Source organism: Enterococcus sp. AZ091, from assembly GCF_051714805.1.
Taxonomy (GTDB): domain Bacteria; phylum Bacillota; class Bacilli; order Lactobacillales; family Enterococcaceae; genus Enterococcus_D; species Enterococcus_D gallinarum.
Genome location: NZ_JBIOSO010000001.1, coordinates 58,004 through 75,796, shown reverse-complemented (window position 1 = coordinate 75,796; position 17,793 = coordinate 58,004). Strand labels below are relative to the sequence as shown.

Sequence of the window (17,793 nt, the reverse complement as noted above, 5' to 3'; positions counted from 1 at the left end):
TTTTCTATTCGATACTAAAGGAGGAACCAAAATGAAAATCGTTGGTATTGCAGCCTGTACAGCAGGTATCGCCCATACTTATATTGCAAAAGAGAAGTTGATGAAAGCTGCTACTGCACGGGGACATGAAATCAGTATCGAAACGCAAGGATTAGCTGGAACCCAAGATGTCTTAACGAAGGAAAGTATTGAAGAGGCGGATATCGTTGTTATCGCAGCAGATATCAAAGTAAATGGCAGGGAGCGTTTCAAAGGGAAAAAAGTAGTTGATGTTCCAACAGGATTGGTCGTGAAGTCACCATCAAAATTAGTCGAAAAATTTGAAGAAATACAAGTAAAAGTATAGCCATCAACAGTTTGTGACAGAGTTTAGTAAGGAAAACTACTTTCAAACATTTTCTATGCATATTTACTAGATTCTGTCACGGTTACTAAAATTAGGAGGATGCGAAAAATGACACTGATAAAAGAAGTTGGATTCAAAAAACATTTGATGACCGCCATTTCGTTTTTTTTACCAATTGTTGTTGCTGCAGGTTTTCTTTTGGCTATAGGGAATATGATGGGCGGAGCGACCATCGAAGATTTTAAAGGAACGTGGACATTTGCTGATGCTATGACAACTATGGGAGGATATGGCCTAGGGCTACTTCCGATGATCGTTTCAACCGCTATTGCGTATTCTATTGCAGATAAGCCAGGGATTGCTCCTGGATTGATTATTGGGATGGTTGCTAATGGTACGGGTACGGGGTTCTTGGGAGGAATTGTTTCTGGCTACTTTTCGGGAGTAATCGTATTACTAATGATTCATTATATTCACGTTCCTGCATGGATGCAGGGCCTGATGCCAACTTTGGTTATCCCTTTTGTTAGTTCATTTATTGCCGGAGTGATTATGTACTATATAGTAGGGACACCTATTATATGGGTAACAGAATCATTGACCAATTATTTGAGAGGATTAGACACAAACTCTTTGTTTCTTTATGGGGCAATCATAGGTATCTTAGCTTCGATTGATTATGGAGGCGCTATCAACAAAGTTGTTTTTGCGTTTGTTTTTGCACTTTTTTCTGAAGGGATCTATGAACCAATCACAGTACTTATTCTTGCTTCTATGGTAACTCCATTTGGGTTGACGATGGCCTTTTTTATTGGGAAAGTCATTAGAAAAAATATTTTCACGAATCAAGAAAAAGAAGCGCTAAAAACGGCGTTCCCCATGGGAATCTGTCAAATTACAGAAGGATGTTTTCCAATTGTTTTAAATGATTTAGTAAAAAATGTTATTGCAACAGGGATCGGTGGAGCAATCGGTGGCGGATTGAGCATGCTTTGGGGAGCCGATAGCCATATTCCAGCTTCAGGTATGTTTGCTATTCCTACTATGACTCGTCCGTGGGCATTTATCGGTGCTTTGTTTATCGGTTCTTTAGCCACTGCGCTTACTATTATAGTCTTGAAAAAAGCTGTTGATCCCAATGCAGAAATAGTTATTGAAGAAAAAGAAGAAGACATCTCTTGGGACGAGCTAAAAATCAGTTAAAGGTGGGATTGAAGGGGATGGATTATAAAAAGAAAGTAAAAAGTTTTTTCGAAAATATACCTATTGCTTTTACCAAAGAAGAATTAGAACAAATCGAGTATGCCGATTTTGGTTTAAACAATATTGCAGAAGAAGGATTGAATTTGATTGTCTATATTAATAATGAGAGATATTGTGCTAAAGAGATGGTTCTGCTACCTTTTCAAACTTGTCCAGAACATCTTCATCCTTCGATCGGAAGCAAGAAAGGGAAACAAGAAACATTTCGATGTCGAAGTGGGAAAGTCTATCTATATGTAGAAGGAACTGGAGAAAAAGGAAAGATAAGCAGTCAGATTCCTCGAAAGACGGAAAATTTTTATACAGTTTTTAATGAAATCGAGTTGCTACCAGGCCAACAATATACGATTGATCCCGACACGAAACATTGGTTTCAAGCTTCAAGTGAAGGTGCAGTTATTTCAGAATTTTCTTCCCCTAGTGACGATGCTAGCGATATTTTTACAAATCCACATATCCAACGTTTACCAACAAATTTCTGACGAGAACTAGTGAGAAAGAAACAAACGATTCAAATAATCGTTAATAAAAACGATAAGTTTGTCATATTTGAATGCTGATATGTGGTCTAAGCTTTTATGAAGATGAACAATGTTTTTGGGAGGGGGATATGAAACGTTATACGTTAGAAAATCATGAAATACAAATTGAATTCTTAGCTATGGGAGGCTGTATTACTAAGATTATAAACAAAAAGACTAAAACAAATTATGTCCTCTCCTATGATGATTTATGGCATTATTGCACTAATCCATATTTTTTTGGTGCAATCATTGGAAGGAATGCAGGAAGAACATTTCCTGCTTATTATCTATCTCATAAGAAAGATTCAATTCTTTTAGACAAAAATGAAAAAGGTAATCATTTACATGGAGGAGCCGCTGGATTTCATCTTAGAGAGTTTCGAATTTTCAAGAAGAATCGTACGACCTATGAACTTAGATTAGATAACGATTCCGGACCCTATGAGAGAATGGCGATAAAAATCAGTTATCGTATAGAAAAAAATGTTTTCACCATAGAAATTGAAGGAGAAGCAGAAGTTCCAACAGTATGTAATTTGACTAATCATGCTTACTTTAACCTAGATAGAGAAAAGAGAACAATAGAGGATCACTTACTGAAGATGGCGGATGCAAAACTCCAACTTATCGATGAACAGTTCATTCCTACAGGAGAATATATTGATTTTCAAAGTTGTACGCGCTATCAAAAATTTGATTTTACAACTGAGAAGAGGATTGGGGAAGCTTTTGATTCAGAAGAGGATTTATCCAAGATTTGTAGTGGGGGCATAGATCTAGGGTATTGTTTCAAAAAAAGAAATCAGCACCCATTGATTTCTCTGACGAATCGTGCCCGAACTAACTGGTTGCATATTCGTTCAAATCAAGAATGTGCTGTGATTTATACACTAAATAAAATAGCTGAGCAGAATTTGGTTTCTGGATCACCAGTACAAAAACATCAAGGCATTACATTCGAGATGCAAAGAAGGCCTAATTATGTTCATGAACTGGCGGACTATTTAGACAAAAATTATTATTCGATTACGGAGTACATCATTGAGTAGAACGAGTTTTTCCAGTGAAGAGCAGTTTTTATGTTAGGATAAAAGCAAACTAAAAAGACAATCCACATTGCCGTTTTGCGAAATTTTTCAAGAGCGGTAATGTGGATTGTTTGTATATAGTAGATAGTTTTACTTGTTTCTTTCATATCCGTTTTTTCTGATAAGCTTGCTATATCCTCCCTCAACCTTCAGGCAAATCTGTCATGTATCTTTCGGTTCCTTGAAAGACGGCCAATTGTTCTACACCAAAGGAGCGCAGCATCTGGCTCATTTCGGCAAATAACAAGCGATAATCACTGGACTTATGAGCATCTGAACCTAGTGTAAAGAGTTTTCCCCCCACACTTTGATAGAGTGGGATCGCATATTCGTAAAGTGATGCATTTTGATAAGAACCAAAGCTTTTGGCATTGACTTCAAAAGCTAGCTCGCGAGCGACGACTTTCTTGAAAATAACTGTCAGTTCTTTTTCGAAATGCTGTGCAAGTTCTTCTGCTGTAAAGTCGAAGCGCCGCAACCCGTAGTCAAAATGGGTCAGGATATGTCCGTCAGAAAAAGTATCTAAAACTGTGGCCATCTGATCAAAATAAGACTTGACGACGGTAAGTTTGTCTTTCTCCAATACGGCATCATCCATATAGTCAAAGGAACCGTTTTGATGGATGCTCACTAACTTCAGGTCATAAGGATGCTGATCCAGATAGTCGCGTATTTGTGTTTCTTGCCCAGGAACGACACCGATTTCGATCCCTTTCAAAAGTTTCGTTGCTGTTTGTTCCTGTAAAGTCTGATGGCATTGTTGAAGCTGTTCATAATCGGGAATATCATCGCGATAATTTGAATAAGGGTTCTTGAGATCAAAGTGGTCAGTCGCCACAAAAAATTCCGGTTGAAAAGCTAAATAATTTTCGACGCGTTCTTCTGAATCAAAAGATAAAAAAGTATGCAAATGCTGATCGTAGTAATTCATAATAACCTCCTTTTTGTACAAGATACCATAAAAAGCGAGCAGCGACTATTTTTTCATAAAAAATCAGAAAAGCATTTCGTACAAAAACTCTTTGTTCTATAATGGATGAGAATGGAAGCAAAGGAGTAAATAGCAGTATGAGTATGTATCTTGAGATTCCAGAATTTGAAAGCGATTTTCGCTTTCGGACATTCCTTAATGATGGGCTGACGATCGTTTATCCCCATGTACATAAAGAAATCGAGCTGATTTATGCGAAACGAGGAAAAGTCAATATTGGGGTAGCTGATGAGATCATTGAGTTGGAAGAAGGCGAGCTGTACATTTTTGCCAGCGGTCAGCCGCACTATTTTTTGGCTTCTCCAGAGAGTGAGCGGTATGTGTATCAGTTTGATTTCGCACTGTTTGATGAAACCATTTTGCGAGAAAAAGAACTTTCTTTAAAGACGCTTTTTGATGAGGGGGAACCCCACAGCAAGCATTGGCCAGTCAGTTTTACCGAAAAAATCACAGGATTGTTGATCGAACTCTACCAGTTAGAGGAAGAGCAAGTAGCTGGTAAACGCTATTTGACGATGGGATTTTTGTATCAGTTGATCGGCGAATGTTATCAAGGTTTGCCGCCACGTGCCAAAAAGATCGCTCCTTTGAAACGTTCTGCAGCTCAATACAAAGAAACGCTGCAACGTCTGGATGAAGTGTTTGAATATATTGAATCCCATTACCAAGATGTCTTAACGATGGAAGAAACAGCGAAGCATGTTGGCTTCAGTCCCCATTACTTTACCCGCTTTTTTAAGACGAATACTGGAAAAACATTCATGCAGTTTCTGACGGAATACCGGATTAATCAAGCCAAATTCATTTTGGCAAACGAGAAACTTCCAATGGCAGAAGTAGCGGAAAAAGCCGGATTTGCCAGTGTCAAAACGTTCCATCACGTGTTCAAAGAGACCGTAGGACAATCCCCATTGCAGTATCAGAAACAATTAAATAATTGAATACTTGATGAAAGCTAGATCAACGACCCAATCTTGTCAATCACTCGAACCCTTGAACAAGCGCAATTTTTAAGCGGTTGTTCACTGTTTGTTTGGGTGTTTTTATTTGGTGTGAAGGAGTCTTTGATTCGTTTTAGTGAGAGTTCCATAAGATAAATTTCGGGAATTTTTTAAGAGGAAATTGGGAAGAACCTGTCAAATCCTTTCGCTATAATGAATGAGTAGAAAATAATAAGCGTTTTCAGGAGGAAAGAGATGACAGTAAGAATTGGAATCATTGGTTGCGGTGGGATTGCGAATGGCAAACACATGCCGGCATTATCACAAGTAAAAGAAGCGGAAATGGTCGCATTTTGTGATTTGATCGTCGAACGAGCAGTGGAAGCTAAAACAGCTTTCGGTACAGAAGATGCCCAGGTATTCAGCGACTACAAAGAAATGTTAGCAGAAGCTGAATTAGATGTTGTGCATGTTTGTACACCAAATGCTTCTCACGCGGAATTGTCCATCGCAGCATTAGAAGCAGATTGCCATGTAATGTGCGAAAAACCAATGGCAAAAACGACAGAAGAAGCAAAAGCAATGATCGATGCCGCTAATCGAACAGGCAAAAAATTAACGATCGGTTATCAAAACCGTTTTAGAAAAGATTCCCGCTACTTGCACGAGGTTTGTGCGGAAGGACAATTAGGCAATATCTATTTTGGGAAAGCCCATGCCATCCGTCGTCGTGCCGTACCAACTTGGGGCGTCTTTCTAGACGAAGAAGCTCAAGGCGGCGGACCATTGATCGACATCGGTACGCATGCTCTTGATTTAACATTGTGGATGATGAATAACTACCAACCTAAATTTGTTGTCGGAAAAGCTTACCATGAATTATCTCAGACAAAGAATGCAGCGAACGCTTGGGGGTCATGGGATCCAGAGAAGTTTTCGGTAGAAGACTCTGCTTTTGGATTTGTCGTGATGGAAAATGGTGCAACGATTTTCTTGGAAGCTAGCTGGGCGTTGAACAGTTTAGATGTCAAAGAAGCAAAAACAACATTGATGGGCAGCAAAGCTGGCGCGGATATGAATAATGGCTTAACAATCAATGGTGAAGACCATAGTTTGTTGTATGAAAAAAATATTGAGTTGGAAACTGGTGGTGTCGACTTCTATGAAGGGGACGGCGAAACGCCTGAAATCTTGGAAGCACAATCTTGGATCAACGCCATCATCAATGACACAGAACCTGTGGTCAAGCCGGAAGAGGCAATGGTAGTTACTGAGATTTTAGAAGCGATCTACAAATCTTCAGCAACTGGCGAACCGGTCTACTTGTAAAAGCAGTCGCTAAAAAGGAGCAAAGCATGAAACCAAAAATCGGACTACAGTTATGGAGCATCCAAGAAGCGTGTAAAGAAGACTTGTTCCAAGCACTTGAAAGTGTCAAAAAAAGCGGGTATGACGGAGTCGAATTCGCGGGTTACTACGGTTATTCCGCAACAGAGGTCGCAAACGCGCTAAAAGAATACGACTTGGAAGTTGCTGCTTCTCATCTACCCTTTGAAACATTGCGGGATCATTTTGAAGCAACACTGGCCTATGAAAAAGCGATCGGGAATCACCGACTCGTGGTTCCATATGCTTCATTTGAGACATTCGCAGAATGGCAACAGTTTGCCCGAGAGTTTGCAGAAGTTGCTAAGAAAGCAGCTGCTCAGGGCTTTGAATGCTACTATCACAATCATGCCCATGAATTTACCGAGATTCCTAATAAATCAATGATGGGAGAATTGTTAGCTGAAAATCCAGCACTTAAATTAGAAGCAGATCTTTATTGGATCGCTTATTCCGGCACTGATGTTTTCACTTGGTTGAAAGAACATCAAGAGTCCGTTGGTCTTTTGCATATCAAAGATATGCAGGAAGAACCAAAAGAAAGCACAGAAATCAATAATGGCATTTTACCTATCAAGGACTATGTCACAGTTGCGCAACAATTCCAATTGCCTTGGTTGATCGTGGAACAAGAAGCGTTCCAAAAATACGCACCTTTAGAAGCGACGGCCATCGATTATTTGCAATTAAAAGCTATCGTTGAGGAGGTTTACCAATGATCCATGTCACTGTTTGGAATGAATTTAGACACGAAAAAACAGATGAAACCGTTCAGGCAATGTATCCCGAAGGAATCCACGGACAAATCGCTGCCTTTTTGCAAGCAGATGATTTTCAAGTTCGCACAGCAACCTTGGATGAACCAGAACACGGATTAACAAACGAAGTATTAGCTGATACCGATGTGCTCGTTTGGTGGGGGCATATGGCCCATGATGAAGTACAAGACGAAATCGTTCAGCGCGTTCAACAACGGGTGTTAGAAGGAATGGGTCTGATTGTCCTCCATTCTGGTCACTTCTCAAAAGTCTTCAAGAAATTGATGGGCACTTCCTGTGACTTGAAATGGCGCGTGGATGATCAGCATTGTCGAATTTGGAATATCAACCCGAGTCATCCAATCGTAGAAGGTGTCGGCGAATTTATTGAACTTGAGAAAGAAGAAATGTATGGGGAACACTTTGACATCCCAACTCCAGACGAATTGATCTTTGTTAGCTGGTTCCCAGGAGGCGAAGTCTTCCGCAGCGGCTGCACCTTCCGTCGTGGCAATGGCAAGATCTTTTATTTCCAACCTGGGCATGAGACGTTTCCGAGTTATTACAACGAAAAAGTACAAAAAGTTATCAAAAACGCGGCACGTTGGTGCGCACCAACAGAAAATACGTACCCAACGTACGGCCATTATCAAGCCAATGAGGAGGTAGGCAAATGAAATTAGGAGTATTTACGCCATTATTCAATCATTTAACGTTTGAAGAAATGATCACAGAAGTTGCAGAAAAAGGATTGCAGACAGTTGAGATCGGTACAGGAGGTTCTCCAGGCAATGCCCACTTGGATATCGATAAGTTGCTTGCTAGTGAAGCAGACCGGAAAGAATATTTAGCTAAATTAGCCGACAAAGGACTAGAAATCTCGGCGTTAAGCTGTCACAACAATCCCATTTCGCCTTTAAAAAATGAAGCGCAGGAAGCAGATGAATTATTACGCAAAACGATCAAGCTGGCCAGTTTGATGAATGTCCCTGTCGTCAATGGATTCTCTGGTGTTTCGGGAGGAAATGCAACAGACACGCAAGTCAACTGGCCTGTTCTGCCATGGCCAACGGAATACGATGATAATTACAACTATCAATGGGAGCAAAAGCTGATCCCTTATTGGAAAGAAATCAATACCGAGGCAGAAGCTGCTGGTGTAAAAATCGGTATTGAGCTGCATGGCGGATTCTTGGCTCATACGCCTTATACGATGTTAAAACTTCGCGACGCTGCAGGTAAAGCAATTGGTTGTAACCTTGATCCAAGCCATTTGTGGTGGCAAGGGATCGATCCAGTGGCAGCAGTCAAGATTTTAGGTGAAGCAGATGCGATTCATCATTTTCATGCCAAAGATACGTATCTTGATCAAGATAATATCAACATGCATGGGTTGACAGACATGCAGCCATACAGCAATGTCAAAACAAGAGCTTGGACTTTCCGCTCTGTTGGCTGCGGGCACAGCTTGCAAGTTTGGTCGGACATCATTTCCGCATTGCGGATCTATGGGTATGATTATGTCTTGAGTATCGAGCATGAAGATCCAATCATGTCTGTTGATGAAGGATTGAACCGAGCAATCACTAATTTGAAATCGATTATGATCAAAGAAGAACCATCCGCAATGTGGTGGGTGTAACGAGGAGTATAGAAAATGAGTGCAATCAATTTTGTTGTCATCGGTTATGGCGGTATGGGTGCTTACCATGTGCACAACATCCTGCCGAATGAAAATGAACGGATCCATATTGTGGGAACCTATGATATTTCGGAAGAAAGACAAGCTATTTCACAAGAAAAAGGGCATAAAATCTATAAAAGTTATGAAGAAGTCTTAGCAGATGAAACCATTGAAGCAGTGCTGATCGCAACGCCGAATGATTTGCATAAGGATTTGTCGATCGCAGCCCTCAGAGCGGGTAAGCATGTTGTATGTGAGAAACCTGTTGCTTTAAACACTGCTGAACTAGACGAAATCGTTGCTGTGGCCAAAGAAACAGGCAATACATTTATGGTCCATCAAAACCGTCGCTGGGATCCAGACTTTCTGATCGTTCGCGATTTATATCGTAATAGGCAGATCGGTGATCTTTTCCAAATCGAATCACGGGTCCAAGGTGCAAATGGCATCCCAGGTGATTGGCGCCATGTGAAAAAACAAGGAGGCGGCATGGTATTAGACTGGGGCGTTCACTTGTTGGATCAAATACTTTGGTTAGTGGACAGTCCAGTGAAAGATGTGAAAGCTGACTTAAGCTATATTCTGGGAGAAGAAGTCGACGATGGATTCTTTGCTTTGATCACATTTGAAAATGGTGTCAAAGCAATCGTGGAAGTTGGGACCTCCAATTACACCCAATTGCCTCGCTGGTACATTAAGGGAATTGAAGGAACTGCTACGATCCAAGATTGGGCATTGAATGGTGAGATGGTTCGGGCAACTGGCCGCGAAGATGTTGCCGCACCTAAACCTGTCCAAGCAGGTGTTGGATTAACGAAAACAATGGCACCGCCATCTGAATTGGCTGCAGAATCAATCCCATTCCCAGAAGCGAAAGCCGATTTTGATCCTTTCTACAAGAATTTTTATCATGTAGTCCGTCACGGTGCTGAACCAATTGTTAAAAATGAAGAAGTTCGCAACGTCATGGAATTGATCGAACGAATCTTTGCCGTAGCCAGCGCAAAATAAGAGCAATCAAGACACAGAAAAACGAATCCCGCCATAGCAAATGATCCCTGTTAAATCTTGCAGTCAAAGGAGAGTTAACAGAGATCATCAAGTGATGCAGGTGATTGTTTGCCTGTGTCTTTTTTTATTCCGAAATATAAAAATTGAAAAGCAGATCCTGCGGGTAATTGCCCCAACGATCGCCAAAAATAGTTAGACCGCCTGCGTTTTCTGCGGTTGCCGGTGCTGCAATTTTGAATGTAAAGAAATCACTGTGATCCAAATCGATCTCGCTTAAGTTATGGTCGGTCAGTTTTTCTCCGTCGATCGAAGTATCAAAACGGTTGATCCGCAGATGTTTCAACAAGCCGTATTGACTGAACTCATCGATCCACCATTGAGGGGTCAATGCCCCCCGTACATCTGAAAAGTTTCCTGGAACAGTATAGGTTCCTAAACAGACATCGTTGATATAGAAAGAAATATCACTCGGCCAATAATTATTGGAAATAGGGAATTCAGAAGCAATCTCCATGCTGATTTCCAGCATTTCGATTTTTTCCCCATTTTTTAGCGGTTTCGGAATTTTGTACTCTAAGAATCCATTGTTTAACCAGATAATACTGGCATCTACTCGTTCTTGTGCCAAAAAGGATTTAGGATCATCCAATGCGCCGATCAGGCGATCTTTTGTAGCCATTCCACAAGAAGCCTCGGCTCTAAAATCAGTGAAGTGACCAATTTTCACAGGTAATGAAGTCAAATTCATTTCTGGAAATACTTTTTCGGGGAAGTTGATGTTGATGAAATCAGTCTTTAAAGCTAGAAACTTCTTTTTCCAATCTTTTCCCGTTCCTTTTTCTAATCTGATCAATTGTGCCTGCTCTAATTTTTTGATGTGCTTGGTCATGAGTGCGTTGCTGATTGCCAGTTTTTCCCCAATCTCACTGATGCTTTTTCTTTCCCCGCCTAACTCTCTCAAAATTGCCAAACGCGTCTCATTGGCTAAAGCTTCATAAACCGGTAAAGAAGTTTTCTCTAAATTTAATTCCATTCTATTCACCTCGTTATACTTTTTAGTTAATCGATTGCGCAGGTTTATTATAACATAACTTGATGATTTTACACTATAGTTAAACGATATAAATATTTTATTTTAGTTGTTAAATAGCTGTTGACAGCGCTTTATTTTGATGTTAATTTAACGGTGTAAACAGTTTGGTTTTTATTGTTGTTGAAAAAAGTAAAGTGAGTCGGAATATCGTTTTACAAATAAGTTAAATAATAGGAGCGTGGAAAAATGAAATTTAGTAAAGCAGCTATGGTAGTAGGGGCGACGTTGCTGTGTGGCATCGTATTGTCAGCATGTGGAAGTGGCGGCGGCAACTCAAGCAAGAGTTCTGAAATTTTGTTATGGTCATCCACAACTGGACCAGATGGGGAGAAAATCAAAAAGACGATTGACGAATACAATGCGACGGATCCGGATTTCAAAGTGAAATTAGTGAGTATGCAAGGGGATACCTTCACCTCAAAACTAACTACAGCAGGTAAATCGGGGAAAGGTGTACCAGATTTGGCTTTAGTCGCTTCAGAAGCACTTCCCACCTATAAGAACCAAGAGATGCTGGATTCTTGGGATGACATGATCAAAGGTACAGAGCTAGATCGCAGCAATTATGTTGAAGCAGCTTGGGATACCGGTACTCTTGAGGACAGCCAGTATGGGATCCCAGCCACCATGGGGTCGTGGGTCATGTATTACAACAAAGATCTGGTAGACAAATACATTCCTGGAGCATTAGATGATGGCATCGTGACTTATGAAGAAATTAATCAGGCAGGTGAAAAAGCAAAAGCAGATGGCGTTTATAGCTTTGGTTATACCTGGGGGATGCAGAATTATTCCAATCTATATCAGCAAATGGGCGGACAATGGCAAGATCAAGATGGCAAGATCAATATCGATAATGAGTATTCGTATAACACGGTACAGGAATTCAAAAATTTGTATGATGCGGGCTATATGGTGCCAGACGGGGAAGATGCCAATAAACTTTTTGCGAATCAACAGCTGATCTTCTTGCCAGAAGGAACGTGGATGTTGAGCAATATGGAAGAAATCAGTGACTTTGAGTGGGGAGAAACCTTTACACCGCAATGGGATGCGGAAAATATCGTTCAAGGATCGGGAGTTGATCAGTTTGCGATGTTTAAGACAAAAGAAGAACGGTCTGATGAAAAGAAAGAGGGAATGGTGGATTTCTTGACTTGGTTGCAGGCAAACCAGTTAGAATGGGTGAAATCTGGCGCCAATCCAACTTCACTAGCGATGCTTGACAATGAGGAATATGTCAAGATGCCGCAATCTTTCTTGTTGAAAACAGAAAAAGGACAGGCGGCGATCTCTGTGAATGCAGTCGATGGATTGTCTTACATTTTTGATGAATACGATAATCGTTCTTGGGACATGATCACTGGAAAAGCCGATATTAAAGATACCTTTGGTGAAATCCAAAAAGTCGTGGAAGAGAAAATGAAATAATCGCAGGGTCTGTGACAAAAGCTGAAGGCAAAGAAGATAGTGCTCAGACATGTCGAGAAGGCACATACCAAAAGAGGACTCATATAAGATTTCTCAAAGAGTGGCCTTTTGATCTGGTTAGCTTGGCAACTTACACGAAAGAGCATCTTCCATGCAGAAGCGGTTTTTGTCACAGTCTTTTTCTAGTCGATTTTATCAAGACATGAAAGGATGCGTAATGTATGAGTAGCAAAAAAAAGCTCAGTGGTTGGCCCGTTTTGTTTATCGGTCCCCACATGATTCTTTTTATTTTATTCTTTTTGGTTCCTGCTGTAATTGGTGTTTATGTTTCCTTTACCGAATGGGATCTTTTTAGTTCACCGATTTTTATTGGTTTAGACAATTTTAAGACGATTCTATTTGATCAAGACTCGCTGTATCATACGCAATTTTTCAATGGGATGAAAAACACGCTATTCTTTGCAGTGATATCAGTACCTCTGTGTATCGCGATTCCATTGCTATTAGCTGTGGCATTGTCCGCAAAGCCAAAGATGATGCGCTTTTTTCAATCGGTTCTTTACTTGCCGACATTGTTTGCCATCTCTGCTGTAATGATCATTTGGGGGTTTCTGTTAAGTAAATCCTTTGGCCCCATCAAAGAAGTTTTTGGGATAGATATCAATTTTGTCGGGACACAACCATGGGCCTGGATCGCGATTTTGATCGTAACGATTTGGTGGACATTAGGAGGAAATTTGATCATTTATGTAGCTGCGTTGAACGGTGTGCCCAGGGAACAAATGGAGGCAGCCGAGCTTGACGGAGCCAGCAGTGTAGTGAAGTTTTTCCGGATTTCGTTGCCGAGTATTCGGAATCAGCTGATTTTTACAACAGTCATGACGACTATTGCTCAATTCAATATTTATGGACAGCCATTGATGCTGACCGGGGGTGGTCCGAACAATTCGACGAGAGTACTCATGATGTATATTCAAGAGAATGCTTTTGGCAGTAGTACGTCCGTTGCTGGTATGTCATCGGCGATGGCGATTTTACTAGGGATCGTTATCATGATCGTTTCGGTCTTTCAATTTATCATGATCAAAAAATTAGAGAGGTAAGGGGACAGCCATGCGAGAAAATAAAGTAGGAAAAAGAGTCGCATTTATCGTATTAGCTATTGTTTGTATTGTCTGGATTTTTCCTCTGATATGGGCTATTTTTACCTCTTTCAAATCAGATGCTGAGATCCAAAAAGTTGGCTTTAGCCTGATTCCTAAAGAGTGGACCTTCGCAAACTTTTTAGGGTTGTTGCAGGGGAATCATTCATCGCCAGTCTTTCGCTGGTTTTTGAATTCGATGATCATTTCAACAGCCCACACATTGTTGGTGATGGTGATCGTTTCTTTTGCGGCTTATGGCTATACACGGCTGACGTTTAAAGGTCGAGACTTGATTTTTGCATTATTGCTGGGAACGATGATGTTTCCTGGTGTCGTCAATTTGATCCCCAATTTCAAAATCGTGGATACATTAGGCTGGACCAACACGTTTCTAGCCGTGATCGTTCCTGGCGCAGCAGGTGTCTATAACATTTTTCTAGTTCGTCAGTTTATCTTAGGGATTCCTAAAGAATTGGATGAGTCGGCTGTAATCGATGGGGCCAATGAATTTCAGATTTTTTATCATATTATTCTTCCGCTGATCAAGCCGGTTTTAACCGTCGTTGCGTTATTTAGTTTTACTGGTTCGTGGAACGACTTCTTGTGGCCTTCTATCGTTATGAGCGATATTGATAAACTGCCTATCACGCCGGGACTTCAGTTGCTGCAAGGGCAATATATGACGTATCCGGGAGTAGGAGCTGCAGGAGCTCTTTTAGCATTGATCCCGACATTCCTTTTATATTTAGTGGCGCAAAAGAGTTTCATGGAATCAATGTCATTGCAAAGTGGTATAAAATAAATTGTTTTTTGGAGGAACTATGAGCAGAAATGAATACCCTAGACCCCAGTTTCAACGAGAGAACTGGCTGAATTTAAATGGAGAATGGCGCTTCGCCTTTGATGATAAAAATGTAGGACTAAAAGAGAAATGGTATCAAGAGGAGGAAGCCTATCCGCATAGAATCAAGGTGCCCTTCGTCTATCAAAGCGAATTGAGCGGGATCAACCAACGAGAACCTCACGATATTGTCTGGTATTACCGGACATTCACAGTGCAGGCAATGGACAGTCAACGTGTAGTCTTGCATTTTGGTGCGGTGGATTACGAGGCGGATGTCTTTGTCAATGGTTGTCATGTAACGAATCATCAAGGCGGTCATACCTCTTTTGAAGTTGATATTACCGATTATTTGGTCGACGGTCAGCAAGCGGTAAGTGTGCGTGCATTTGATCCTCATGCAGATGAAAGTATTCCTCGAGGAAAACAATTCTGGGAGACAGAATCTGCTGGTATCTGGTATACGAATTCTACCGGGATTTGGCAGCCAGTATGGCTGGAAGTCGTTTCAGAGACTTATTTGAAAGAAATCAATCTGACTCCAAATTTTGATGAGGGGACCGTGACTGTTGAAACGATCTTGAATCAGTTCCAGCCGCAGTGTGAACTGGACTATCGGATCTCTTTTAAAGAACAGCTAATCGCAGCGGGGAGACTGTCTGCAGATTCGGCAAAAATGAAGTTCAATGCCGATCTTTTTCAGGAACATATTTTCAGAAGCAATTTCCATCATGACGGTTGGTCGTGGACACCGGAAAATCCCCAGTTATTTGATATTAAACTTTCTTTAATCAACGATGGAGAAACAATTGACTACCTGAAAAGTTATTTCGGTATGCGTAAAATCCATACGGAAAACGGCATGGTCTATTTGAACAACAAACCTTACTATCAAAAGTTGATTTTGGATCAAGGGTACTGGCCTAGTGGCCTCTTGACTGCACCGTCAGATGAAGACTTTAAAAAAGACATCTTACTAGCAAAAGAAATGGGCTTCAATGGTTGCCGCAAACATCAAAAAACAGAAGATCCGCGCTTTTTGTACTGGGCGGATCAGTTAGGTTTTCTGGTTTGGGGAGAATGTGCGGCTCCGGCGATTTACAATGAAGATTCTGTTGAACGACTGATGCGGGAATGGACCGAGATCATTGCCAGAGACTTTAGCCATCCCTCCATTGTGACTTGGGTGCCGATCAATGAAAGCTGGGGCGTGCCAAAGATTTCCTTTGACCGAACACAGCAACATTTCTCTCAAGCAATGTATCATTTCTTGCACGCATTGGATAAAACACGATTAGTGATCTCAAATGATGGTTGGGCAATGACAGAAACAGATATTTGCGCCATTCACAACTATGCCCATGGCCAAAAAGAAGAAACTGAGAAATATGATTACTTTAAAGAAACCCTCCGAACTCGCGAAAATCTGATTAAGCGGCTTTCTACTCCGTGGCCGATTTTTGCCAACGGCTTTTCTTATCAGGAGCAACCAATCTTGTTAACGGAATTTGGTGGCATCGGCTTTGATGTATCGGGACAACCAGGTTGGGGGTATACGTCAGTCGACAATGAAGTTGAATTCTTAAAGGACTACCAACGGGTGCTGTCGGCTGTCTATGCTTCAGTAGGGCTCTGGGGATATTGCTATACGCAATTGACCGATGTCGAACAGGAGATCAATGGGTTATTGACTTATGACCGTCAGCCTAAAGTGGACTTGGCAGCAATCAAAGCTATCAATGATCAATTTCATGTTTCTCAAGTTGAATGATATTCAGACGGTAACATTGGAAAGGAGAGACAATGAGAAAAAAAGGCATTATTTGTGCATTGATTTTGGCGACTCCTTTCGTAGGAGGTTGCGGTACTTCTCATGAAACGCTGGTTGACGATTTCACAGCGATCATCGACAACGATGGTGCAGACCCGTGGATTTTTCAAGATGAGGAATATTATTATTATACGAAAACTACTGGTAACAACTTAACCCTTTGGCGTTCGGAAAATCTGACTGAAGTAGCAGCGGGGGAGAAAAAAGTCATCTGGGAAATGCCTGCGGAGTTTGAAAGTATCTGGGCACCGGAACTTCATCAGCTGGATGGTACGTGGGTCGTTTATTTTGCGGCCAATCATCCCTCAGAAACCCACCGGATGTATGCACTAGTCAACGAAAACCAGGATCCTTACAGTGATGATTGGCAGTTGGAAGAAATCAAAGGACTGGATGACAAGTTTGCTATTGATGGAACTGTCCTCGAATTAGACGAGCAACGGTATTTCCTTTGGTCAGGTTGGGAAGGATATGAAAATATTGCCCAAAATATTTATATTGCTGAAATGATCTCGCCTACAGAAGTCATTGGTGAAAAGCAGCTGATTTCGACTCCGGAATACGAATGGGAAATGCGGCAAACGCCGTTGATTAACGAAGCACCTCAAGTGATCATCAAAGAAGATACGGTGAATGTGGTCTATTCGGCTAGTGGAAGTTGGGACAATGATTATGCACTGGGACTTTTGACAATGGATCGCCAAGATGATCCATTAGATACCCGAAGTTGGACGAAAGAATCCGAACCGATTTTTCAGCAGACAGAAACTGTTTTTGGTCCCGGGCACAATGGGTTTGCCAAGTCGAAAGACGGCACCGAAGACTGGTTGATATTTCACGCTGCTCGTTGGGATCATTCTGGCTGGCAACGCTCGATTCGTTTGCAGCCGATCAAATGGGAAGAAAACAAGCTGAAATTAGAAGTTCCTTTAGCGGATAATGAAACACAGAAGCTTCCCAGTGGTGAAGCAAAAAGGATCCGAATGACCGCCAGTGATGCGCTTCTTGAAGGTGATTTAGTAACAGTGACAGACGAGGAAGCATTGATGAAAAAAGTGGTTCAAGGGTTTGAATCGACCGAAGATCGTTTGGTTTTTCAACCAACAATGGGACAGGCTAGTGAAGCGACGGTCATCGTTTATCTTAAAACTCAAGATTATTTGTCATTGAATGAGCCCGTGTATGTTCAACTGAAAACAGATGATGACAGCCAACGTTTGGCGGTCTATCCGTCACAATACTATCAGCCTATCCAAACTACTATGAATTTGAAAGCAGGCACTATCAAAATCGAAGTGTCTTCAGAAATTGGGGTCGACACACTGAGTGTCGATCGGATGGAGATCATACCAAAAGAGGGAGAATAGTTTCTAGAGCTGCTTTCAGTGGTTTAGATATCATAACACTGAAAGCAATGGCGTGGCTCAAATGGCCATGCTGTGATCTGTCTTGTTCAATTT

17 protein-coding genes are annotated in these 17,793 nt (G+C 41.2%); 15 read left to right on the top strand and 2 right to left on the bottom strand.

The window, feature by feature from the left end:
* The first annotated feature begins 31 nt into the window (after positions 1-31).
* The 4 genes from IGJ28_RS00365 to IGJ28_RS00350 all read left to right on the top strand — a co-directional run bounded on the left by IGJ28_RS00365 (position 32) and on the right by IGJ28_RS00350 (position 3,182).
* Positions 32-346: a PTS fructose transporter subunit IIB gene (locus IGJ28_RS00365; protein ID WP_138371505.1), complete on the top strand. Its 315-nt coding sequence runs from the start codon at positions 32-34 to the stop codon at positions 344-346.
* A gap of 108 nt (positions 347-454) precedes the next feature.
* Positions 455-1,549, top strand: coding sequence for a PTS fructose transporter subunit IIC (locus tag IGJ28_RS00360; protein WP_138371506.1), 1,095 nt, complete (start codon positions 455-457; stop codon positions 1,547-1,549).
* A 17-nt stretch (positions 1,550-1,566) separates the two neighbouring features.
* The gene (locus IGJ28_RS00355) at positions 1,567-2,091 is read left to right on the top strand and encodes a D-lyxose/D-mannose family sugar isomerase (protein ID WP_138371507.1); all 525 of its coding nucleotides are present in this window, start codon (positions 1,567-1,569) and stop codon (positions 2,089-2,091) included.
* A 128-nt stretch (positions 2,092-2,219) separates the two neighbouring features.
* Entirely contained in the window at positions 2,220-3,182 is a 963-nt protein-coding gene (locus IGJ28_RS00350; RefSeq protein WP_252712317.1) for a hypothetical protein, read from the top strand.
* Between the two features lie 181 nt (positions 3,183-3,363).
* Here IGJ28_RS00350 and IGJ28_RS00345 read toward each other — a convergent pair whose 3' ends face one another.
* A complete protein-coding gene (locus IGJ28_RS00345; RefSeq protein ID WP_252712316.1) occupies positions 3,364-4,152 on the bottom strand; it encodes a PHP domain-containing protein in 789 nt (262 codons plus the stop codon).
* 137 nt (positions 4,153-4,289) lie between these two features.
* On the opposite strand from IGJ28_RS00345, the gene IGJ28_RS00340 reads away from it, so the two are divergent.
* From IGJ28_RS00340 to IGJ28_RS00315, 6 genes are all read left to right on the top strand, one after another.
* Positions 4,290-5,153: a helix-turn-helix transcriptional regulator gene (locus tag IGJ28_RS00340; RefSeq protein ID WP_003128718.1), complete on the top strand. Its 864-nt coding sequence runs from the start codon at positions 4,290-4,292 to the stop codon at positions 5,151-5,153.
* A 255-nt stretch (positions 5,154-5,408) separates the two neighbouring features.
* A complete protein-coding gene (locus IGJ28_RS00335) occupies positions 5,409-6,482 on the top strand; it encodes a Gfo/Idh/MocA family protein (RefSeq protein WP_003128720.1) in 1,074 nt (357 codons plus the stop codon).
* Between the two features lie 26 nt (positions 6,483-6,508).
* Entirely contained in the window at positions 6,509-7,258 is a 750-nt protein-coding gene (locus tag IGJ28_RS00330; protein WP_252712315.1) for a sugar phosphate isomerase/epimerase family protein, read from the top strand.
* Positions 7,255-7,974: a ThuA domain-containing protein gene (locus IGJ28_RS00325; RefSeq protein WP_003128724.1), complete on the top strand. Its 720-nt coding sequence runs from the start codon at positions 7,255-7,257 to the stop codon at positions 7,972-7,974. Before IGJ28_RS00330 ends, IGJ28_RS00325 begins: the two co-directional genes overlap by 4 nt.
* Positions 7,971-8,939: a sugar phosphate isomerase/epimerase family protein gene (locus IGJ28_RS00320; protein WP_003128726.1), complete on the top strand. Its 969-nt coding sequence runs from the start codon at positions 7,971-7,973 to the stop codon at positions 8,937-8,939. Before IGJ28_RS00325 ends, IGJ28_RS00320 begins: the two co-directional genes overlap by 4 nt.
* A gap of 15 nt (positions 8,940-8,954) precedes the next feature.
* A complete protein-coding gene (locus IGJ28_RS00315) occupies positions 8,955-9,992 on the top strand; it encodes a Gfo/Idh/MocA family protein (protein ID WP_138371512.1) in 1,038 nt (345 codons plus the stop codon).
* 124 nt (positions 9,993-10,116) lie between these two features.
* Here the strand turns inward: IGJ28_RS00315 and IGJ28_RS00310 are convergent, their stop codons facing one another.
* A complete protein-coding gene (locus IGJ28_RS00310; protein WP_003128730.1) occupies positions 10,117-11,025 on the bottom strand; it encodes an ArsR/SmtB family transcription factor in 909 nt (302 codons plus the stop codon).
* Between the two features lie 246 nt (positions 11,026-11,271).
* Between IGJ28_RS00310 and IGJ28_RS00305 the strand changes: the two genes are divergently transcribed.
* The 5 genes from IGJ28_RS00305 to IGJ28_RS00285 all read left to right on the top strand — a co-directional run bounded on the left by IGJ28_RS00305 (position 11,272) and on the right by IGJ28_RS00285 (position 17,700).
* A complete protein-coding gene (locus IGJ28_RS00305; RefSeq protein WP_103300384.1) occupies positions 11,272-12,516 on the top strand; it encodes an extracellular solute-binding protein in 1,245 nt (414 codons plus the stop codon).
* A 221-nt stretch (positions 12,517-12,737) separates the two neighbouring features.
* Positions 12,738-13,619: a carbohydrate ABC transporter permease gene (locus IGJ28_RS00300; RefSeq protein ID WP_003128733.1), complete on the top strand. Its 882-nt coding sequence runs from the start codon at positions 12,738-12,740 to the stop codon at positions 13,617-13,619.
* A gap of 10 nt (positions 13,620-13,629) precedes the next feature.
* Positions 13,630-14,463, top strand: a complete 834-nt coding sequence (locus IGJ28_RS00295; protein WP_438845075.1) for a carbohydrate ABC transporter permease — start codon at positions 13,630-13,632, stop codon at positions 14,461-14,463.
* A 19-nt stretch (positions 14,464-14,482) separates the two neighbouring features.
* Positions 14,483-16,273: a glycoside hydrolase family 2 protein gene (locus tag IGJ28_RS00290; RefSeq protein WP_252712314.1), complete on the top strand. Its 1,791-nt coding sequence runs from the start codon at positions 14,483-14,485 to the stop codon at positions 16,271-16,273.
* Between the two features lie 32 nt (positions 16,274-16,305).
* Positions 16,306-17,700, top strand: coding sequence for a glycoside hydrolase family 43 protein (locus IGJ28_RS00285; RefSeq protein ID WP_103300386.1), 1,395 nt, complete (start codon positions 16,306-16,308; stop codon positions 17,698-17,700).
* The last annotated feature ends 93 nt before the right edge of the window (positions 17,701-17,793 follow it).